This window comes from Cryobacterium sp. TMT1-66-1 (assembly GCF_004403435.1).
GTDB lineage: Bacteria > Actinomycetota > Actinomycetes > Actinomycetales > Microbacteriaceae > Cryobacterium > Cryobacterium flavum.
In genome coordinates, this window is sequence record NZ_SOGP01000009.1 from 435,167 (window position 1) to 453,851 (window position 18,685).

An 18,685-nucleotide genomic window follows, 5' to 3' on the forward strand; every position below is an offset into this window, starting at 1 on the left:
AAAACTCCGGCCGCAAGGCCCGGCTCAGGAGTCGGAACGGCGATTCAGGGCATCGGTGACGAGGGTGAGGGCCTCGGCCGGGCTCACGCCGAGTTGCTCGATGCGGGCAGCGAATGCGTCGGCCGCTGCCTGGGCGTGCCGCTCGGCCGCATCACCGTTGGGTGCGATGAATGAACCGAACCGACCGCGCGTTTCAATCACGCTGTCACGCTCGAGTTCGCGATAGGCCCGGGCGACCGTGTTCGTGGCCAGACCGAGCTCAGCGGCGAGGGCCCGCACGGTCGGCAGGCGAGTATCGTGCTCCAGCTCACCGGAGCGCACGGCCGCAATGACCTGGCTGCGCAACTGTTCAAACGGCGGCGTGCTCGAGTGTGAATCAATGGCAATAAAGGAAGCGGGCACGGGACCCTCCGTTCAACGTTATGAGCAATTTTGCCTCGCTACAACGAATGCCGCAACACCATACCCACGGTACGTTCCCGAGGGATGTTTTCCGAGAGCGGGTGAACGGTTGCTTCAACATCACCGAAGCAACCGTTTCCCCGCTTTCGCGGGGCCGCGTAGGCTCGGGGCATGACCTTTCCGGCCGATCTCCCCGCCGAGCTCGCCGGGCTGGTGCCGACCTTGGTCGGCGTTCTGTTGCTGCTCGCGGTGGTCGCGACGGTGCTGCGGGTCTATCGCACCCAGCATCCGTTCGCGCCGGCGCTCGCCCTGTTGCGTGGGACCCTGCAACTGGCCGCGATCAGTCTCATTCTCAGCGGCATCATCAATGAACCGCTCTGGGTCGGCGTCGGATTGCTCCTCATGTTCGCGGCGGCCGTCGGTACTGTCACCCGCCGTATCGGCTTCAGTCGCGCGCACCTGTTTCGCGTGGCTGCGGCGATGGCTCTCGGTGTGAGCGTCACTCTCGCCATCGTGTTCACGACCGGAGCGATCGAATTCTCACCACGCTACGTGCTCGCGATCGGCGGCATCATCATCGGCAATGCCATGTCGATCGCGACGCTCGGTGGTCGCCGCTTCTCCGAGGCGGTCGGCGATCACTGGGACGAAGTAGAGGGCTGGCTTGCGCTCGGGGCCACGCCGCGGCAATCCACGCGCGATCTGGCCAGGCAGGCCGTCTACTTCGCCATCATTCCGTCCACCGACCAGACCAAGACCACGGGGCTGGTCACGTTGCCGGGAGCGTTCGTCGGCGCGATTTTCGGTGGAGCCTCGCCACTGGAGGCCGGGAGGTTTCAGATCGTCGTGCTGGCCGGCATCCTCTGCGCTGGGTCAATTGCCGCGGTCACCCTGCTGCACCTGATCTCGCCGGTGCGTCAAAAGCCGGTCCCTTAGAACCTGGCTCGCGAAAGCGGGTGAGGTGTTGCTACTCGATTGAGCGATGGATGAGGCGCGACAGCACGATCGCACTCCGAGTGTGATCGACGTTGGGTGCCAGGCGCACCTTTTCCAGCGCCGCCTCGAGCCCCGGAATGTCCCGGGCTCGAATGTGCACCATGGCGTCGGCGCTGCCGGTGACGGTTCCCGCGTCGACGACCTCCGGCACGCCGGCGAGTATGCGCAGTAATTCGTCGGGCGCGACGGTGCCCCGGCAGAACAGCTCAACATAGGCTTCCGTGCTCATACCGTCGACCGCCGGGTCGACCTGAATCGTAAAGCTGCGAATCACCTTGTCGGCCACCAGGCGGTCGACGCGGCGTTTCACAGCGGATGCCGACAGTCCCACCACCGAGCCGATGTCACCATAGCCGGCGCGCGCGTTCTGGCGCAGCAGATCGAGAATGCTGTGGTCGAGGTTATCCATGGGGCGAGTCTAAGTGACGGCACTGCGCAAACTGTGCGTCACAGTGGCAATTCTCGAAGATTTCTTGCGCAGATCAGCGTGAAACGTTGAATCATGCTGTGTGAGACTGAGAGTGGCGTCCCGGAACGATCAAGTGTGGTCGAGCCGGGCTCTCGTGAGCGACCTGGTCCGCCATCCACCCCGAGTCCCGTCGGCCCGAAGGCCCGCGGATCCCCGAAGGAGCCTCATGTCGATCAACTCAGCCACCCCCGTTCTGGCCGAAGAGCCCGCCGTTCCCGTGCGCATCGCCACCAAGCGCACCATTCTTATGTGCAAGCCGCAGTTCTTCACCGTGGTCTACCGCATCAACCCGTGGATGGACCCGGCGCTGCCCACCGACACCTCGCTCGCCGTGAAGCAGTGGCAGACCCTCTATGACGCCTACATCGGCCTCGGCTTCGATGTGCACCTGATCGACCCGATTGACGGCCTGCCCGACATGGTCTACGCGGCCAACGGCGGTTTCGTCATCGATAACCAGGCCTACGGAGCCAAATTCACCCACGTGCAGCGCCAGCCCGAAGGCCCCGCCTACATGGACTGGTTCGGCGCCAACGGCTTCGACGTGCGTGTACCCGTGGAGACCAACGAGGGCGAGGGCGATTTTCTGCTGGTCGGCGACGTCATTCTGGCCGGCACCGGCTTTCGCAGCGACTCGAACAGCCACGCTGAACTTTCGAATATCGCCGGCCGCCCGGTGATCACCCTGCGCCTGATCAACCCGAGTTTCTACCACCTCGACACCGCCGTGGCCGTGCTCGATGACACGAACATCGCCTACCTGCCGAGCGCCTTCGACGCGCCGAGCCTCGCCATTCTGCAGGAGCGCTACCCCGACGCCATCATCGTCACCGAAGAAGACGCCTCCATTCTCGGCCTTAACTCCTACTCCGACGGCTACAACGTCGTCATCGCCGCCCGCGCCAAAGACTTCGAACGCCAGCTGCGCGCCCGCGGCTACAACCCGATCGGCGTCGACCTCTCCGAGTTGCTGCTCGGCGGCGGCGGCGTCAAGTGCTGCACGCTCGAGCTGCGCCGATGACCGCGCCCAACCTGAAGGAGCACGACATGACGACGAATCTGACAGACACACCCGCAGCATCCGTTTCGCCTGCAGCTACCGCACTCATTGCCGAGGAAAGCGCGCACGCCGCACACAACTACCACCCGCTCGAGGTCGTCGTCGCGTCCGGTGACGGCGCCTGGGTAACGGATGTCGCGGGTCACCGCTACCTGGACTGCCTCGCCGCCTACTCCGCCGTGAACTTCGGCCACTCCAACCCGGTGCTGCTCGACGCTGCTCGTGCCCAGCTCGGTCGTATCACCCTCACCAGTCGTGCGTTTTACAACGACCAGCTCGGCCCGTTCGTGACCGCGCTCGCCGAACTGGCCGGCAAAGACATGGTTCTGCCCATGAACACCGGCGCCGAAGCCGTCGAATCCGGCATCAAGGTTGCCCGCGCCTGGGGCTACCGGGTCAAGGGCGTCGCGCCCGACCAGGCCAACATCATCGTGGCAGCCGGCAACTTTCACGGCCGCACCACCACCATCATCAGCTTCTCCGACGACGAGTCGGCCCGCGCCGGTTTCGGCCCGTTCACGCCCGGTTTTCGCACTGTGCCCTACGGCGATGCCGCCGCGCTCGAGGCCGCGATCGACGAGAACACGGTGGCCGTGCTGCTCGAACCGATCCAGGGTGAGGCCGGCATCGTCGTGCCGCCGGCGGCCTACCTGCCCGCCGTACGCGAGATCACCACGCGCCACAACGTATTGTTCATCGCCGACGAGATTCAGTCGGGCCTCGGCCGCACCGGCTCGACCTTCGCCTGCAACCTCGTGGGCGTCGTGCCCGACCTCTACCTGCTCGGCAAGGCCCTCGGCGGCGGCATCGTTCCCGTCTCGGCCGTCGTCGGCAACACCGACATTCTCGGTGTGTTGCGCCCGGGCGAGCACGGCTCCACCTTCGGCGGCAACCCGCTCGCCGCAGCCGTCGGCCTGGCCGTCGTGAAGATGCTGGCCACCGGCGAATACCAGCAGCGCGCGACCGAACTCGGCGCGCGCCTGCACGCGGGCCTCGCCGAGCTCATCGGGCACGGCGTGATCGAAGTGCGCGGCGTCGGCCTCTGGGCCGGCATCGACATCGATCCGTCGCTCGCTCCGGGCCGCGTCGTCTGCGAGGCCCTCCTCGCCCGTGGCGTGCTCGCCAAGGACACGCACGGGTCGACCATCCGCTTGGCACCGCCGATCGTCGTCTCCGCCGAGGACGTGGACTGGGCCGTCGAGCAACTGCGCCTCGTGCTGGCCGACCTCGCGGCTGCGAAGTAGGCGCGCTCCCGGGCAGAACGCATGACCGCGCCCGATCTGGGTGCGCGCTACTACGGTTACCGTAGCGCGCATCCGTGTTTGGGGCGCCATCGCGCGCCGGCCGCCAATAGCAGCGCGTGCGTTCTGCCGAAAGCGGATGCCCCCGCGTGACGGCCCGGCTCCACGCTGTGGCGGCTCTAGGCTGAAGGGCATGTACACCGACCTGCCCGAAGCCGAACTCCGCGCCTATCGCAGTGGCCAGGCCGACCCGGCCGACTTCGATGCCTTCTGGGCTGAGACGCTCGCCGAGGCCGATCGGCATCCGCTTGATGTCACCGACACGAAGGTCGACGCCGGTCTGGAAACGCTCGAAGTCTTCGACGTGACTTTCCCCGGGTTCGGTGGGCAGCCGATCAAGGCCTGGCTGCGAGTGCCCGCCGGCGCGCGTCGCCCGCTGCCGACCGTCGTGCAGTTTCACGGTTACGGCCGGGGACGCGGGCAGAGCTTCGAGAACCTACTGTGGGCATCCGCCGGGTTCGCGCATTTCGAGATGGACCTGCGCGGGCAGGGCTGGGGCGGTAGCACGGGCGACACGGTCGACGACGCCGGGAGCGGCCCGCAGGTACCCGGTTTCATGACGCGCGGCATCGACTCGCGTGAGACCTACTATTACCGCCGCGTTTTCACCGACGCCGTGCGCGCCGTCGCGGCGGCCCGCAGCCTGGCGCTCGTCGATGAAACCCGGGTGGGCCTGGTCGGCACCAGCCAGGGCGGCGGTATCGCGCTCGCCGTGGCTGGGCTCGTGCCCGACCTCGCCGCGGTCGTCGCGCGCGTACCGTTTCTGTGTGACTTTCCGCGGGCATCCGTCATCACCGACGCGCTGCCGTATCGGGAGCTCGGCCAGTACCTCGCCACCAACCGGCTCAAGGTGGCGCGGGTGCACGACGTGCTCGCCTACTTCGATGGCGTCAACTTCGCCAAGCGTGCGACGGCGCCGGTGACCATGACGGCGGCCCTGATGGACCCGATCTGCCCGCCGTCGACGGTGTTCGCGGCCTACAACAACTATGCCGGCCCAAAGCAGATCACCGTCTGGCCGTACAACGGCCACGAGGGCGGCGCCTGGGAAGACGATGCTCTCGCCCTGCGTGCGTTCCGCGAACACCTCGGCTAGGCCTTGTTGCCGGCATGGAGCGGCAGTACCATTTTGGTATGGCTATCAACGTGCGCATCCCGGAGGAACTCGACCGTCAACTTGAGGCACTCGCGACGGCGCAACACGTGTCGAAGCACGCGCTGCTCCTTCAGGGCGCAACCCTGATTGTCGACCGTTATTCGCGGCGCAACGAAATCGAATCCGGCCTGCAATTCGTGCTCACCCACGACGCCGAGTTGCTGCAGCGCCTCGAAGACGCGTGATCCAGTACCTGGAGGTCGCCGATGCGCTGCAGGTGACCGAGCGCTACGGCTTCTACGTGCGGGACGCTGGCCTGCTCGCGTCTGCACTCGCCCGGCCGTCGGCGTCCATGTTCGGAACGGATGCCTACGCGACCTTTGATCGAAAGGCCGCGGCCCTTCTCGAATCTCTCGTGCGCAATCATCCGCTGGTCGATGGAAACAAGCGCACCGGCTGGACCCTCATGGTGCTCTTTCTCTGGATCAACGGGTATGCCCACGATTTCCCCACCGATGAGGGTTTCGATTTCGTGATTGGCGTCGCCGAAGGGGTCGTCGACCTCGACGAATCTGAAAAGCGGATCGCGGCGCATCGCGTCACGCGTTCGTAGCTCGCCGCCGACTGTCTGCGACTTACGAGACCGTCTTCCGTGGCGCAGGCTTCACCGGCGTGGTCGTGACGACAGCGGATGCACTCACCGACTCCTTGCGCACGGCCGGCTTCCGCACGGGAGCCTTGCGCACCGGAGCAGCCGCGGCGGCGGCGACCAGGGGCGACGCCACCGGCTGCAGCCGGGACAGCTGGGTCACGTGGCCCGGGTTCAACTCCTCGAGTGCGTTCACGCCGAGCAGGCGCATGGTGCGCGTGATCTGCTCCGAGAGGATCGCAATGGTGCGGTCGACGCCCGCTTCACCGCCGGCCATGAGGCCGTAAAGGTAGGCGCGGCCGATCATCGTGTAGCGGGCGCCGAGCGCGACGGAGGCGACGATGTCGGCACCGCTCATGATGCCCGTGTCGAGGTGCACCTCGGTGTGGGCACCGACCTCGCGGGCGACCTGCGGCAGCAGGTGGAACGGAATCGGTGCACGGTCGAGCTGGCGACCGCCGTGGTTCGAGAGGGTGATGCCGTCAACGCCGAGGTCGACGAGGCGCTTGGCATCGTCCACGTTCTGCACTCCCTTGACCACGATTTTTCCGGGCCACTGGGCCTTGATCCAAGCCAGATCGTCGAAGGTCACGGTCGCATCGAACATGGAGTCGATCAGTTCGCCGATGGTGCCGCTGGACCGGTCGAGGCTCGCAAAGGAGAGCGGTTCGGTGGTGAGAAAGTTGATCCACCATTCCGGTCGCGGGATGGCGTTGATGACCGTGCCGAGGGTGAGCGCTGGTGGAATCGAGAAGCCGTTGCGCTTGTCGCGCAGTCGGGCGCCGGCCACCGGCACATCGACCGTGACGAGCAGGGTGTCGAACCCGGCCTTTTTGGCTCGCTCGACCAGGGCCATCGACCGGTCGCGGTCCTTCCACATGTACAGCTGAAACCAGTTTCGGCCGGTGGGGTTGGCGGCCTTGACGTCTTCGATCGACGTCGTGCCCATGGTTGACAGAGCGAACGGAATGCCGGCCCGCCCGGCGGCGCGCGCCCCGGCGATTTCACCCTCGGTCTGCATCATGCGGGTGAAGCCGGTGGGCGCGATGCCGAACGGCTGCGAAACGGGGGCACCGAGCACGTCCCAGCTGGTGGACACGGTCGACACGTCGCGCAGAATGGCCGGATGAAACTCAATGTCTTCGAAACCCTGGCGGGCCCGGCCGAGTGAGATCTCGGCCTCCGCGGCACCCTCGGTGTAGTCGAAGGCGGCCTTCGGCGTGCGCCTTTTGGCGATCGCACGCAGGTCGGCGATCGTGAGGGCCGCGTCGAGGCGGCGCTTCTTCGCGTTGAGCTCCGGAGCCTTGAACTTCATCAGCGGTGCCAGGTCTTTGATCCTGGGGATACGTCGTTGAACCATGGTCGTCCTATCGTGTCGTGGGGCTGGCAGTGGTGGAAGTGAGATGGGTCTCGGCGTAGTACCCCGAGATGTGGGCGTGCACCGCGAGGCGGGCGGCATCCGCTTGACCGGCCAGAACGGCATTGAGAATGCCGCGATGCTCGAGCCTGAGACGAGCGGATGTTGCCGGCCAGCTCGCGAGGCCCGCCGCGCCCGCCCGCGCGTACCCCTCGATCGCGCTGCGGAGGCCGGCCATGGTCGCCGTGATGACCTGGTTGCCGTTCGCTTCGGCGAGCGAGAGATGGAACTGGGTGTCGAGGGCGAGGAATTCGGCTTCGGTGAGGGTCTCGTTTTCCATCGCGGTGAGGATTTGCGCTGATTCGGTGAGGTCGACCTGGGCCTCGGCCAGTTCGGAGACGATTGATCCCTCCAGGATGAGGCGGGTCTTGACGACGTCGGCCACCTCAAAGCCCTGGGCTGCGACCTGCAGGCGCATGAGCGCCGACATGCCGCCGCCGGGACGGGCGACGATGATCGCGCCGGCTGAGGGCCCCGAGCCGACGGCGGTGCGAATGAGCCCGAGAACCTCGAGCACCCGCAGCGCTTCGCGCACGCTGGATCGGCCGACCCCGAGATCTGCTGCCAGGGTGCGCTCTGGCGGGAGGTGATCGCCCGGGCTCAGGCGACCCTCGAGCAGGTCGAGTTCCACGGCGTCGAGCACGATCTGCCAGGCGCGCGGGGTGATTTCGGTCATGCTGTCCTTTTGATCTCGTGTGGTCTGACCACAGATTACACGATTTTCTCGCGGATTGCGGATACAGTTTCAGCCAACCCGGGAGAGACCATGACCGCTGCACCCCAGCTCATCGACTTGAAACTGCCCGACGGGCCGGGTGGCAGCGCCGGCCTGAAGGCCGTGCTCGCGATCCCGGCCGGCGACGGCCCCTGGCCCGGCGTCGTGCTCGTGCACGAGGCGTTCGGCCTTACCGACGTGATGCGCCGCCAGGCCGTCAGAATGGCCGAGGCCGGCTACCTGGCACTGATGCCCGACCTCTTCACCGAGGGAGGAACCCGCAAGTGCCTCGTCGGCACCTTTCGTGCCCTGTCGGCCGGTGCCGGCCGGGCTTTCGTCGACATCGAGTCGGCGCGCGTGTTTTTGAGTGAACGCGGCGACTGCACCGGACGCATCGGTGTTCTCGGTTTCTGCATGGGTGGCGGGTTCGCCCTCGCCACGGCGACGCGCGGCTTCGACGTCTCCTCGGTCAACTATGGTCGGCTCCCGAAGGATCTCGACGATCACCTGCTCGGCGCCTGCCCGATCGTCGGCAGCTTCGGCGGCGCGGACCGCTCTCTGGTCGGCGCGGCAGCCGCCCTCGATTCATCCCTGGCGGGGCTGGGCATCGAGCACGACGTCAAGGAATACCCGGGTGCCGGCCACGCCTTTCTCAACGATGCCGAGACCGGGCCGCGGATGCTGCGCCCGATGCTGAAGCGCATTCTCGGTGCCGGTCCCGACCCGGTGGCCGCCGCCGACGCGTGGACGCGTATCGAGGCGTTCTTCGGCGAACATCTTGGGGCGTCACAGAAGCCCTGACCTGGCTGGCGGCTGGTAGCCTCCAACAGACCCAAGGGGACCCCATCGCCAAACGCTCGACCATTATCGCCATCGTCACCGTCGCATCCGTTGTCACCATCGGCGGCGTGGCCACCGCGCTCGCGCTGACACCGCAAACCGGCTCCGACACCACGCTCACCCTGCGCGTCTGGGACGAGCAGGTCGCGCAGTCCTACGAAACGTCGTTCGCGGCGTTCGAAGAAGCCAACCCGGGCATCGACGTGGCGGTGAACGTCGTGCCGTGGGCCGACTACTTCACCAAACTGCGCGTTGACGTGGCCGGCGAGACCGCCGACGACGTGTTTTGGGTGAACGCCGGCAACTTCGCCGACTATGCCGTCAACGGCAACCTCGTGAATGTAACGGATGCCCTGGGCGAGGCCGCGCAGACCAACTGGCAGCCCAGCGTCATCGGTCAGTACACCCTGAACGGCGCGCTCTGGGGAGTGCCCCAGCTCGCCGACCCCGGCATCGGGCTGTATTACAACGAAGAACTCCTGTCGGCGGCCGGCATCGACCCGGCCACCGTCGGTGAACTGCATTGGGATCCCGCCGCCGGCGAGGACACCCTGCTGCCGGTGTTGCAGAAACTCACCGTCGACGCCAACGGCAACACCGCCGACAGCGCGGCCTTCGACCCCGCGCAGATCGTGCAGTACGGCTACAACGCGGCCAACGACCTCAACGCCATCTACCTCAACTATCTCGGCTCGAACGGGTCAGCGTTGCAAGACGGCGACGAGTTCGTGTTCGACACCGCCGAAGGCGCCGCGGCCTTTCAGTACGTGATCGACCTGATGAACAAGTACCACGTGGCTCCGTCGGCCGCCGACACCAACCTCAACGGCGACTTCGCACTCGACCAGTTTCTGCAGGGCAAGATGGCCCTGTTCCAGAGCGGCGTCTACAACCTCAGCAACGTGAACGAGGGGGCCGGCTTCGACTGGGGTGTGGCCGCGATTCCGTCTGGACCGTCCGGGGCGATCAGCGTCACCAACGGCGTCGTGGCCGCCGGCAATGCCGACTCGAAGCATCCGGAACAAACCCAAAAACTGCTGGAGTGGCTCGGCAGTACCGAGGGCAGTGCGGCGATCGGCGCCGACGGCTCGGCGTCGCCGGCCGTCATCGGTGCGCAGGCCAGCTATGTCGCGTCGTGGCAGGAGCAGGGCATCGACGTGAACGCGTTCATCGACGTGCTCGCCAACGGCAGTGTGCAGGCGCCGCAGGGCGCGAAGTGGGCCGAGGCCTCCGACGCGTTCGAGTCGACCTTCGCCGAGATGTTCCTCGGCCGCATTCCCGTCGATGAGGCGTTGCGCACCGCGCAGGAAGCGGCTAACGCGGCCGTCGCCGGCTGAGTGGCGGCTAACTCGTCAACACGACGTTGAGCGGGCTCTCGCCGCGCAGCATTCGCTCGATTTGCGCGCGCACCAGGCGAGCCATGCGCGGCAGCATGGCGCTCGACGCGCCGCCGACGTGCGGGGTGATGAGCACGTTCGGCAGTGCGAAGAGCGGATGCCCCTCCGGCAGCGGTTCGGGGCTGGTCACGTCGAGGGCGAGCCTGAGGCGGCCGCTGCTCGCATGCGCGAGCAGCGCTTCCGTGTCGGCGACCGCACCACGAGCGATGTTCACGAGCAGGCTTCCGTCACGCATTTGGGCCAGGAATGCATCGTCAACCAGGTTCGTCGTCTCGGCCGTGAGCGGAACACCGACGACCACAATATCGGCCTGGGGCAGGAGTTCGGGCAGGGACTCGAAGCCGTAGATATTGCCGCGCTCGTCACTGCGAGCCGTGCGGGCGACGCGGATCACCGTGGTTTCGAAGGCGAGCAGCCGACTCTCGATAGCGTGGCCGACACCGCCGTAGCCGAGCAGCAGCACGGTGCGGTCGGCGAGGCTGGCGTGCTGCGCGGGTGCCCACTCGCCGGCGTCCGCGGCGCGCACGAAATCGGGAATGCCGCGCTGCGAGGCCAGGATGAGGGCGAGGGTGAGTTCGGCGGTGGAGGTTTCATGCACGCTCGCGGCGTTCGCGAACACGTGCCCGGCAGGCAGTACCCGGTCGACGCCGTCGTAGCCGATGGACTGGCTCTGCACCAAACCGGCATCGACGCCGGCGAGATGCGCGAGCCGGTCGGTCTTACCCATGTACGGCGTGACAACGAGGTCGAACCGGGGTCGTGGCGACGGACCGTCGAGCGCCCACTCCACTACCTCAACGCCGTCGGGCAGTTCCCCGACCGCCTCGCGCAGTACGGAGTCGGGCAGGCTGACCAGCAGTGAGTTCATCTCCCGAGCCTACTTTGCCCCGCTCTCTCGGGACGGGGCCCAGGCCCCGTCCCGGTTAAAGCCCTCGCCTCGCGGTGTCGAGCACGGGCTGGGGCGCCAGCGGACGGGACGGCCGCAGCGTGCTCAGCGCCACACCCGCGAACACGATCACGCCGCCGACGAGCTGCGGCGTGGTCAGCTGGGCGCCGAGCACGACGGCGATGACCACCGTGAACACCGTGATCAGGTTGAGAAACAGGCCGGCCCGACCCGGCGGAATGCTCTTGAGCGCAGCGTTCCACAGCACGTAGGAGCCGATCGAGGGAAAAATCGCGATGAAGATCACGGCCCAGCCGATGGCGGCATCCGCTGGCCAGCGCACCCCACCGAGCAGGGCGACCGGCGCGAGCAGCACCGCGACGAAGGTGCCTTGCAGGGCCGTGGCCGTGATCGGCGGCACTGGCAGCCCGCGACCGACGATCGTATAGAGGCTCCACACCACGATCGCGCCAACCATGAGCAGGTCGCCCGCGTTGGGTGTGCGCGTGAAAACGGATGCGATCGCACCGTTGGTGATGATCAGCACCACTCCCACCAGCCCCAGCGCCAGCCCGGTAATACCTCGCCAGCCGATGCGTTCGCGCAGCAGAACCGCCGCGAGCGCCACCATCACGGCCGGATTCGCGGCGTTGATGAGCGACGCGGATTGCGGCGTCGTGTACTGCAGGGCGGTGTAGAGCAGCAGGTTGTAGCCGCCAACGCCGAGGGCTGCGAGCAGCAGCAGCCGGGGCCAGTGGCGCAGCACCCGGGCCCAGTTCGGGCGCTCGACCACTTGGGCGAGGATCAGCAGCGGAATGCAGGCGAGCAGCCAGCGCAGCCAGGTTAGCTCAACGGGGGAGAGGGTCTGCACGGCGATTCCGCCGACGATGTAGTTGCCGGCCCAGAGCAGGGTGGCGACGATGAGGGCAATGGTGGCCTTCATGCGCGCGTTCGGGTGGTGAGAGTGGTCATGGCCTGCCTGGTGTTCGAAGAGGGTCTGCCCTTCGACCCTAGCTCGTCCCACGCTGGCCCTCAGTGGACAACTTCGAGGGGTGTCGATCGCGCCGCACCCCTCGAAGTTGTCCACTGAGCACCCGAACTCAGCGCGGGGCGGTGGCCTCGACGATCGCGATCTCGCGGGTGGCGGTCTCGCGGTTGCGTTCGGCGGCAGTTTCGCGATCCGGGTCCAGCGCGGTGTCCCCATCGCGATCCGGGTCCAGCGCGGTGTCCCCATCGCGATCCGGCTCGGGCTCCTCGCGCTCGAGCACGGCGGTCCCGCCCCGGCGACTCGGCGTCGCGAGCGGCACATCGCGCCCGTCGCCAGCGTGAAGCACGCGCACCCGGGGTGACGAGAACGGATGCACGTGCACCCGCAGCCGACGATACCGCACCATCCAGAACAGCACGACGGCCGCAGCCAGCAGGCCGGAGACCGCGGCGAGGCCGAGCGCCCAGCGGGGGCCGAAGGCATCCGCTACCCAGCCAACGAGCGGCGCGCCGAGGGGAGTGCCGCCGACGAAGATAGCCATGTACAGCGCCATCACGCGGCCGCGCATCTCGGGCCGGGTCGTGGTCTGCACGTAGGCGTTCGCCGTGGTCATGAGCGTGAGCGACGACAAGCCGACCAGGGTGAGAGATATGGCGAAAGTTGCATATGTCGGCATGATTGCTGACAGCGCGCAGGCCAGGCCGAACAGGCCGGCGCCGAGCACGATGAGTCGCAGGCGGGCGCGGCTGCGGCGGGCAGCGAGCAGCGCGCCGATGACGGCGCCGATGGCCATGATCGAGCTGAGCAGGCCGAACTCTGCGGCCCCCTTACCGAATTCGATGGTGGCCATGGTGGACGTGAAGATGGCGAAGTTAAGGCCGAAGGTTCCGATCAGAAAGACCGCGATCATGACGACGACGATGTCGGAACGGCCACGCACGTAACGGAAGCCGGCCAGCAGCTGTCCGCGCTCCCGTGACGCCTTTGGTTGGCGGCGCAGTTGGTGGGTGCGCAGCAGGGTCATGGCGAAGACCGTCGCAGCAAAGGTGACCGCGTTGATCATGAAGACCCAGCCGGCGCCGACGGCGACCGTGAGCAGGCCGGCCGCGGCCGGGCCGATCAGGCGTGCACCGTGGAACGACGCCGAGTTGAGTGCCACCGCGTTCGACAGCTGGTCTTCGGCGACGAGTTCGGAGACGAACGTCTGGCGGGCCGGCGCGTCGATCGCCGCGACAACGCCGAGGCCGAGCGCGAACAGATAGACGTGCCAGAGCTGGGCGACCTCGAGCACGGTCAGAATGCCGAGGCCGAGCGCCAATAGGCCCATCAGGGTCTGGGTGAGAATGAGCAGCTTGCGCCGGTTGAACCGGTCGGCGATGAGGCCGGACCAGGGCATCAGCACGAGCTGCGGGCCAAGCTGCAGCGCCATGGTGATGCCGACCGCCGTGGCGTCGTAGTTGGTGAGCTGGGTCAGCACGATCCAGTCCTGCGCGGTGCGCTGCATCCAGGTGCCGATGTTCGACACCAAAGCCCCGGCGAACCAGATGCGGTAATTGACGACGCTCAGCGAGCGAAACATGGCGCTCAACTGTCGGCGAGCTCCTTCATGATCAAGGTCGCGTCGGCGAGGGTGCTGCGCTGTGCGGGACTGAGCTGGGCGACGCGTTGCACCAGCCAGGCATCTCGACGCTTGCGCGTTTCGGTCATCATTTCGCTCGCGGCGTCCGTTGTGCTCAGCACGACCTTGCGGCCATCGAGTGTGGAATCGGTGCGGGCCACGAGACCGGCATCAACGAGGCATTTCACCGTGCGGGTCATCGACGGCGGGGTGACGCGTTCGAACTCGCTGAGTTCGGTGAGCGTCAACGGTCCGTGCACGTGAAGCACGCCGAGCGCGGAGAACTGGCCACTTCCGAGCTCGTTCTCGGCCTTCTCTTGGCGCAGGCGGCGGGCCAGGCGGCCGTTGGCGAGTCGAAATTCGTGGCTGAGTTCGGCCGTGTTGGGTGCGGCTGTGGGGTGTGCTGCCGCCACTTGCGGTGCGCCGACCGGCGGCTGCGCCTTGATGACGCCGAGGGCGGCAGTTTTGGGGTGTGTTCGCGATTCCATAGATCCTTAGCATAGCAAATTAGCCTTGCTAAGTACATTGGCAACCGGAAGCCCACCGCAACAGGGCAGACTGGCCTCGTGCCCACATATACGGATGCCCATGGCCGGCTCATTACCTATTACGTCTGGTCGGTCGACGCCCCGCGCGCCGTCATCCAGCTCGCGCACGGCGTCGGTGAACACGCCCAGCGCTATGCCACGCTCGCCGCCGACCTCAACCGGGCCGGCTATACGGTGTACGCCGACGACCACCTCGGTCACGGCCAGACCGGACTCGCCCAGCACGGCGGCGACCACACACTGCTCGGGCGACTCGGCGCGGGCGGGCTGCGCGCGGCGGTGGCAGGCGTGCATCAGCTGAGCGGAATCATCCGCTCGGAAAACCCGACTCTGCCGCTCGTGCTGCTCGGGCACAGCTGGGGATCGTTCATGGTACAGATGATCGTGAACGAGCACGCCGCCGAGTACGACGCCATCGTTCTCTCAGGCACCGCCTATCGCTGGCCCGGATACCTTGACGGTGGCGATCTGAACCGCAAACACAAAACGCTCGGCACCACCGGGGTCGAGTGGCTCAGCCGCGATCCGGCGGTAGCCCAGGCGTTCGTCGCCGACCCGCTGACCACTGCGACGCCGCTGGCCAAGCTGTTCGGCATTCGAGAGGCCGCCCGCCTGTTCGGTCGGCCGGCTCGCGACCTGCCGACTGACCTGCCGATGCTCGTGCTGGTCGGCGGTGACGACACCGTCGGCGGCGAACGCAGCGCGCTCAGACTGGTCAACGCCTACGTCAAGCGGTCCGGGCTGCGCGACGTGCGCCTGATCGTGTATCCGGGCGCGCGGCACGAAGTCTTCAACGAGACCAACCGCTCCGAGGTGATCGGCGACCTCGTGGCCTGGCTCGACGAACGATTTATCACCGTAGGCTGAAACCATGCATGGTGAATATAAGGTTCCGGGCGGCAAACTGGTCGTCGTAGATCTCGATGTCGTCGACGATGTCATCGCCAACTTTCGTCTGGCCGGTGACTTTTTTCTCGAACCCGACGATGCCCTCGAAGACATCAATGCAGCGGTGACCGGCCTGCCCGCCGGCAGCTCGGCGGCCACGATCGCCGCCGCCGTGCGTGGCGCGCTGCCGAGCGGCGCCATTCTGCTCGGATTCTCGCCGGAGGCCGTCGCCGTGGCGATTCGCCGTTCGCTGTCCCAGGCGAGCACGTGGCGGGACTACGACTGGCAGATCATCCACTCGCAGAAGCCCGTCGCCCCCGTGCTGCAGATGGCCCTCGACGAGGTGCTCGCGACCGAGGTCGGTGAGGGGCGCCGACAGCCCACGCTGCGCATCTGGGAGTGGAACGAACCGGCCGTCGTCATCGGCAGCTTTCAGTCGCTCAAGAACGAGGTCGACCCGGAGAATGCCGCCAAGTTTGGCTTCACCGTTGTACGACGCATCAGCGGCGGCGGTGCCATGTTCATGGAGGCCGGCTCGGTCATCACCTATTCCATCTACGCGCCGACCGATCTCGTGCAGGGCATGAGTTTCGCCGACTCCTACGCGTATCTCGACGAGTGGGTCATCACCGCGCTCAAATCGCTCGGCATCGACGCGTACTACCAGCCGCTCAACGACATCACGAGCCCGACCGGCAAGATCGGTGGGGCCGCCCAGAAACGCCTCGGCAGCGGCGCCGTGCTGCACCACGTCACGATGAGCTACGACATGGACGGCGAAAAAATGGTGCAGGTGCTGCGCATCGGCCGGGAGAAACTCAGCGACAAGGGCATCACGAGCGCGGCCAAGCGCGTCGATCCCCTGCGCCGCCAGACCGGCCTGAGCCGTGCCGCGATCATCGACCGCATGAAGGAGACCTTCGTCGGCCTCTACGGCGCCACCGAGGGTGACGTCACCGCCGAGGAATACGCCAAGGCCACCGAGCTCGTCGCGAACAAGTTCAGCACCGAGGAGTGGCTGACCCGGGTTCCCTAACGACGGCGAGCGGATGCCGCCGGCCGGGCCGCCGGCATCCGCTTACGTATCAACGCCCGCGGGTCAGCAGGTCCTGGTACTCGGCGTGCGTGTCAATCCAGTGTGCCACATAGGAGCAGTCCGGCACGACGGCCAGGTCGGTGCGCACCCGCACGTCGTCGAGCGCCTGCTCGACCAGAATGCTCGCCAAACCGTGGGTACGCTTGGCCGGATTGACCTCGGTGTGGGTGAAATGCACCGCGGCCGTCGTGGTGATGTAGTCGGCCACGCCGACCGGTTCGCCATCGAGCAACACCGTGTAGCGGCTCTGTTCGGGGTCGTGGCGCACCTCGAGTGTGCCGGCTTCCGCCAGATTCTGCGAGTGGATGGTCATCGATTCAGCAGTCATCCCGACAGACTAAGCCGATTGCCGGCGCGCAGGCTGAAAGAATGGACAAATGCCTTCTGCGTGGACCCCGACCAGCCCGAGCCGTGTCATCCACGCCGACAACCTCGAGGTGCTGCCCGGCCTACCCGATGGTGCCTTCACCCTGATCTACCTCGACCCGCCATTCAACACCGGCCGGTCGCAGAAGCGGCAGAGCACCACCTCGGTGCGGTCGGTCGCCGTGGACGGCTCACACGCGGCCGGAACGATCACCGGATTCAAGGGGCAACGTTACGAACGCATCAAGGGTGATCTGCTCGGCTACGACGACCAGTTCGAAGACTACTGGGCCTTTCTCGAGCCGCGCCTGATCGAGGCCTGGCGGCTGCTCGCTGACGACGGCACGCTCTACCTGCACCTCGACTACCGCGAGGCGCACTACGCCAAGGTGCTGCTCGACGCCCTGTTCGGCCGGGAATGCTTTCTCAACGAACTCATCTGGGCCTACGACTACGGTGCCAAGTCCAAGAACAAGTGGCCCACCAAACACGACACGATTCTGGTCTATGTGAAGAACCCGGCCCGGTACTACTTCGACTCGACCACCGTCGATCGCGAGCCATATATGGCTCCCGGCCTGGTCACGCCCGAAAAGGTCGCCAAGGGCAAACTGCCGACGGATGTCTGGTGGCACACCATCGTCTCGCCCACCGGCAAGGAGAAAACCGGCTACCCCACCCAGAAACCGATCGGAATCCTGCGCCGCATCATTCAGGCGTCGAGCCGTGAGGGCGACTGGGTGCTCGACTTTTTCGCGGGCAGCGGCACCACCGGCGCGGTCGCGGCCGCGCTCGGCCGCCGCTTCGTGCTGATCGACCAGAACCCCGAGGCCCTGGCCGTGATGCGCGCCCGCTTCGAGCCGGTGCCCGACGTCGAATTTCTCGCCCGTGACGCTTGACGCTGACTCAATCCACCTCGTGGCACTCGTTTGAGAAGCTGGCACGGGTTCAAACCAGTGCCAACTTCCTAAACACGTCACACGACCCGCCCGCATCCGCTTGATCCGAGGAGAACCCATGAGATTTCGCATTTTCACCGAACCCCAGCAGGGTGCCACCTATGACGACGTCCTCGCCGTCGCGCAGGCCACCGAGCGGCTCGGCTTCGACGCCTTCTTCCGCAGTGACCACTACCAGGTCATGGGCGACGGTGACGGCCTGCCCGGCCCGACGGATGCCTGGACCACCCTGGCCGGGTTGGCGCGCGAGACGAAACGCATCCGTCTGGGTACTCTCGTCTCGTCGGTGACCTACCGGCCTCCGGGCATTCTGGCGATCCAGGTGGCGCAGGTCGACCAGATGTCGGGCGGCCGCGTCGAGCTCGGACTCGGTACCGGCTGGTTCGAGCAGGAGCACCTCGCCTACGGCATCCCGTTTCCGGCCAAGCGATTCGGCATGCTCGAGGAACAGCTCGAAGTGATCACCGGGCTGTGGAACACCCCGGTCGGGGACCGGTATAACTTCGCCGCGGAGCACTACACCCTCGTCGATTCACCGGCACTGCCGAAGCCGACACAGGTGCGAGTGCCGGTGATCGTGGGAGGTGGCGGCGCCAAGCGCACCCCGAAACTCGCTGCTCGTTTCGCGACCGAGTTCAACCTGCCGTTTCCTGACTTCGCCGACATCGCCGGCAAGTTCGACGGTGTGCGGGCTGCCTGTGAGGCCATCGACCGCGACCCGGCCGAGCTCACCTATTCGGCCGCGCTGATCGCCGTCGGTGGCCGAGACGAGGCCGAATTCGCCCGTCGGGCTGCCGCGGTCGGTCGCGAGCCGGCCGAGCTGCGCGAGCACGGCCTGGCCGGCACGGCCTCCGAGATCGTCGACCGGCTGGGCACCCTCGCCGACTCCGGCGTCGAGTGCGTCTACCTGCAGATCATGGACCTGTCCGACCTCGACCACCTGGAGTTTCTGGCCGCGGAGGTCGTTCCCCAGCTGCGCTAGCCCGCCGCCAGC

The 18,685-nt window shown here is 66.7% G+C and carries 21 protein-coding genes; 12 read left to right on the plus strand and 9 right to left on the minus strand.

Annotated elements, in window-relative coordinates; all coding sequences use genetic code 11:
• Window positions 1-24: 24 nt before the first annotated feature.
• On the minus strand, window positions 25-402 hold the full coding sequence (locus E3T29_RS07805) for a GntR family transcriptional regulator (protein ID WP_134344927.1): 378 nt from the start codon (window positions 400-402) through the stop codon (window positions 25-27).
• Window positions 403-573: 171 nt separating this feature from the next.
• Between E3T29_RS07805 and E3T29_RS07810 the strand changes: the two genes are divergently transcribed.
• Complete coding sequence (locus E3T29_RS07810) at window positions 574-1,338, plus strand: ABC transporter permease (RefSeq protein WP_134344928.1); 765 nt, start codon at window positions 574-576, stop codon at window positions 1,336-1,338.
• 31 nt (window positions 1,339-1,369) lie between these two features.
• On the opposite strand, the gene E3T29_RS07815 is transcribed toward E3T29_RS07810, so the two are convergent.
• Entirely contained in the window at window positions 1,370-1,807 is a 438-nt protein-coding gene (locus E3T29_RS07815; RefSeq protein WP_134344929.1) for an Lrp/AsnC family transcriptional regulator, read from the minus strand.
• Between the two features lie 226 nt (window positions 1,808-2,033).
• On the opposite strand from E3T29_RS07815, the gene ddaH reads away from it, so the two are divergent.
• The 5 genes from ddaH to E3T29_RS07840 all read left to right on the plus strand — a co-directional run bounded on the left by ddaH (window position 2,034) and on the right by E3T29_RS07840 (window position 5,937).
• On the plus strand, window positions 2,034-2,888 hold the full coding sequence (ddaH, locus tag E3T29_RS07820) for a dimethylargininase (RefSeq protein ID WP_092338647.1): 855 nt from the start codon (window positions 2,034-2,036) through the stop codon (window positions 2,886-2,888).
• 26 nt (window positions 2,889-2,914) lie between these two features.
• The gene (rocD, locus tag E3T29_RS07825) at window positions 2,915-4,171 is read left to right on the plus strand and encodes an ornithine--oxo-acid transaminase (RefSeq protein WP_134344930.1); all 1,257 of its coding nucleotides are present in this window, start codon (window positions 2,915-2,917) and stop codon (window positions 4,169-4,171) included.
• Between the two features lie 190 nt (window positions 4,172-4,361).
• On the plus strand, window positions 4,362-5,324 hold the full coding sequence (locus E3T29_RS07830; protein WP_134344931.1) for an acetylxylan esterase: 963 nt from the start codon (window positions 4,362-4,364) through the stop codon (window positions 5,322-5,324).
• A 38-nt stretch (window positions 5,325-5,362) separates the two neighbouring features.
• Window positions 5,363-5,569: a toxin-antitoxin system HicB family antitoxin gene (locus E3T29_RS07835; RefSeq protein ID WP_233197246.1), complete on the plus strand. Its 207-nt coding sequence runs from the start codon at window positions 5,363-5,365 to the stop codon at window positions 5,567-5,569.
• Window positions 5,566-5,937 (plus strand): type II toxin-antitoxin system death-on-curing family toxin, encoded by a 372-nt coding sequence (locus E3T29_RS07840; RefSeq protein WP_134344932.1) that lies wholly within the window; start codon window positions 5,566-5,568, stop codon window positions 5,935-5,937. Before E3T29_RS07835 ends, E3T29_RS07840 begins: the two co-directional genes overlap by 4 nt.
• Before the next feature lie 22 nt (window positions 5,938-5,959).
• Here E3T29_RS07840 and E3T29_RS07845 read toward each other — a convergent pair whose 3' ends face one another.
• Together E3T29_RS07845 and E3T29_RS07850 are read right to left on the minus strand one after the other, a co-directional pair.
• A complete protein-coding gene (locus tag E3T29_RS07845) occupies window positions 5,960-7,333 on the minus strand; it encodes an alpha-hydroxy acid oxidase (protein WP_134344933.1) in 1,374 nt (457 codons plus the stop codon).
• Window positions 7,334-7,340: 7 nt separating this feature from the next.
• A complete protein-coding gene (locus tag E3T29_RS07850) occupies window positions 7,341-8,066 on the minus strand; it encodes a FadR/GntR family transcriptional regulator (protein ID WP_134344934.1) in 726 nt (241 codons plus the stop codon).
• A 90-nt stretch (window positions 8,067-8,156) separates the two neighbouring features.
• Here E3T29_RS07850 and E3T29_RS07855 point away from each other — a divergent pair, with 90 nt between their 5' ends.
• Both E3T29_RS07855 and E3T29_RS07860 read left to right on the plus strand, forming a co-directional pair.
• Window positions 8,157-8,906, plus strand: a complete 750-nt coding sequence (locus E3T29_RS07855; RefSeq protein ID WP_134344935.1) for a dienelactone hydrolase family protein — start codon at window positions 8,157-8,159, stop codon at window positions 8,904-8,906.
• A complete protein-coding gene (locus tag E3T29_RS07860) occupies window positions 8,849-10,282 on the plus strand; it encodes a sugar ABC transporter substrate-binding protein (RefSeq protein ID WP_241987699.1) in 1,434 nt (477 codons plus the stop codon). The genes E3T29_RS07855 and E3T29_RS07860 overlap by 58 nt, the downstream gene beginning before the upstream one ends.
• A 7-nt stretch (window positions 10,283-10,289) precedes the next feature.
• Here E3T29_RS07860 and E3T29_RS07865 read toward each other — a convergent pair whose 3' ends face one another.
• The 4 genes from E3T29_RS07865 to E3T29_RS07880 form a co-directional block, all read right to left on the minus strand.
• On the minus strand, window positions 10,290-11,210 hold the full coding sequence (locus E3T29_RS07865) for a 2-hydroxyacid dehydrogenase (RefSeq protein ID WP_134344936.1): 921 nt from the start codon (window positions 11,208-11,210) through the stop codon (window positions 10,290-10,292).
• A 55-nt stretch (window positions 11,211-11,265) separates the two neighbouring features.
• Complete coding sequence (locus E3T29_RS07870; protein WP_134344937.1) at window positions 11,266-12,171, minus strand: DMT family transporter; 906 nt, start codon at window positions 12,169-12,171, stop codon at window positions 11,266-11,268.
• A gap of 157 nt (window positions 12,172-12,328) precedes the next feature.
• Window positions 12,329-13,804, minus strand: coding sequence for an MFS transporter (locus E3T29_RS07875; RefSeq protein ID WP_134344938.1), 1,476 nt, complete (start codon window positions 13,802-13,804; stop codon window positions 12,329-12,331).
• The gene (locus tag E3T29_RS07880; RefSeq protein ID WP_134344939.1) at window positions 13,801-14,322 is read right to left on the minus strand and encodes a MarR family winged helix-turn-helix transcriptional regulator; all 522 of its coding nucleotides are present in this window, start codon (window positions 14,320-14,322) and stop codon (window positions 13,801-13,803) included. Before E3T29_RS07880 ends, E3T29_RS07875 begins: the two co-directional genes overlap by 4 nt.
• 78 nt (window positions 14,323-14,400) lie before the next feature.
• On the opposite strand from E3T29_RS07880, the gene E3T29_RS07885 reads away from it, so the two are divergent.
• Together E3T29_RS07885 and E3T29_RS07890 are read left to right on the plus strand one after the other, a co-directional pair.
• Window positions 14,401-15,249, plus strand: coding sequence for an alpha/beta fold hydrolase (locus tag E3T29_RS07885; protein ID WP_104089846.1), 849 nt, complete (start codon window positions 14,401-14,403; stop codon window positions 15,247-15,249).
• Between the two features lie 4 nt (window positions 15,250-15,253).
• Window positions 15,254-16,306 (plus strand): biotin/lipoate A/B protein ligase family protein, encoded by a 1,053-nt coding sequence (locus E3T29_RS07890; RefSeq protein ID WP_134344940.1) that lies wholly within the window; start codon window positions 15,254-15,256, stop codon window positions 16,304-16,306.
• 49 nt (window positions 16,307-16,355) lie between these two features.
• Here E3T29_RS07890 and E3T29_RS07895 read toward each other — a convergent pair whose 3' ends face one another.
• Window positions 16,356-16,694, minus strand: a complete 339-nt coding sequence (locus E3T29_RS07895; protein WP_233197248.1) for a GNAT family N-acetyltransferase — start codon at window positions 16,692-16,694, stop codon at window positions 16,356-16,358.
• Window positions 16,695-16,743: 49 nt separating this feature from the next.
• Between E3T29_RS07895 and E3T29_RS07900 the strand changes: the two genes are divergently transcribed.
• Both E3T29_RS07900 and E3T29_RS07905 read left to right on the plus strand, forming a co-directional pair.
• On the plus strand, window positions 16,744-17,631 hold the full coding sequence (locus tag E3T29_RS07900; RefSeq protein ID WP_134344941.1) for a site-specific DNA-methyltransferase: 888 nt from the start codon (window positions 16,744-16,746) through the stop codon (window positions 17,629-17,631).
• 118 nt (window positions 17,632-17,749) lie between these two features.
• Window positions 17,750-18,673: an LLM class F420-dependent oxidoreductase gene (locus E3T29_RS07905; RefSeq protein WP_134344942.1), complete on the plus strand. Its 924-nt coding sequence runs from the start codon at window positions 17,750-17,752 to the stop codon at window positions 18,671-18,673.
• The last annotated feature ends 12 nt before the right edge of the window (window positions 18,674-18,685 follow it).

What these genes read in the sequence shown, in the direction of transcription:
- E3T29_RS07810 (WP_134344928.1), top strand. Translation starts at nt 574, where the DNA reads ATGACCTTTCCGGCCGATCTCCCCGCCGAGCTCGCCGGGCTGGTGCCG.
- E3T29_RS07815 (WP_134344929.1), bottom strand. Translation starts at nt 1,807, where the DNA reads ATGGATAACCTCGACCACAGCATTCTCGATCTGCTGCGCCAGAACGCG.
- ddaH (WP_092338647.1), top strand. Translation starts at nt 2,034, where the DNA reads ATGTCGATCAACTCAGCCACCCCCGTTCTGGCCGAAGAGCCCGCCGTT.
- rocD (WP_134344930.1), top strand. Translation starts at nt 2,915, where the DNA reads ATGACGACGAATCTGACAGACACACCCGCAGCATCCGTTTCGCCTGCA.
- E3T29_RS07830 (WP_134344931.1), top strand. Translation starts at nt 4,362, where the DNA reads ATGTACACCGACCTGCCCGAAGCCGAACTCCGCGCCTATCGCAGTGGC.
- E3T29_RS07835 (WP_233197246.1), top strand. Translation starts at nt 5,363, where the DNA reads ATGGCTATCAACGTGCGCATCCCGGAGGAACTCGACCGTCAACTTGAG.
- E3T29_RS07845 (WP_134344933.1), bottom strand. Translation starts at nt 7,333, where the DNA reads ATGGTTCAACGACGTATCCCCAGGATCAAAGACCTGGCACCGCTGATG.
- E3T29_RS07850 (WP_134344934.1), bottom strand. Translation starts at nt 8,066, where the DNA reads ATGACCGAAATCACCCCGCGCGCCTGGCAGATCGTGCTCGACGCCGTG.
- E3T29_RS07855 (WP_134344935.1), top strand. Translation starts at nt 8,157, where the DNA reads ATGACCGCTGCACCCCAGCTCATCGACTTGAAACTGCCCGACGGGCCG.
- E3T29_RS07865 (WP_134344936.1), bottom strand. Translation starts at nt 11,210, where the DNA reads ATGAACTCACTGCTGGTCAGCCTGCCCGACTCCGTACTGCGCGAGGCG.
- E3T29_RS07870 (WP_134344937.1), bottom strand. Translation starts at nt 12,171, where the DNA reads ATGAAGGCCACCATTGCCCTCATCGTCGCCACCCTGCTCTGGGCCGGC.
- E3T29_RS07880 (WP_134344939.1), bottom strand. Translation starts at nt 14,322, where the DNA reads ATGGAATCGCGAACACACCCCAAAACTGCCGCCCTCGGCGTCATCAAG.
- E3T29_RS07890 (WP_134344940.1), top strand. Translation starts at nt 15,254, where the DNA reads ATGCATGGTGAATATAAGGTTCCGGGCGGCAAACTGGTCGTCGTAGAT.
- E3T29_RS07895 (WP_233197248.1), bottom strand. Translation starts at nt 16,694, where the DNA reads ATGACTGCTGAATCGATGACCATCCACTCGCAGAATCTGGCGGAAGCC.
- E3T29_RS07900 (WP_134344941.1), top strand. Translation starts at nt 16,744, where the DNA reads ATGCCTTCTGCGTGGACCCCGACCAGCCCGAGCCGTGTCATCCACGCC.
- E3T29_RS07905 (WP_134344942.1), top strand. Translation starts at nt 17,750, where the DNA reads ATGAGATTTCGCATTTTCACCGAACCCCAGCAGGGTGCCACCTATGAC.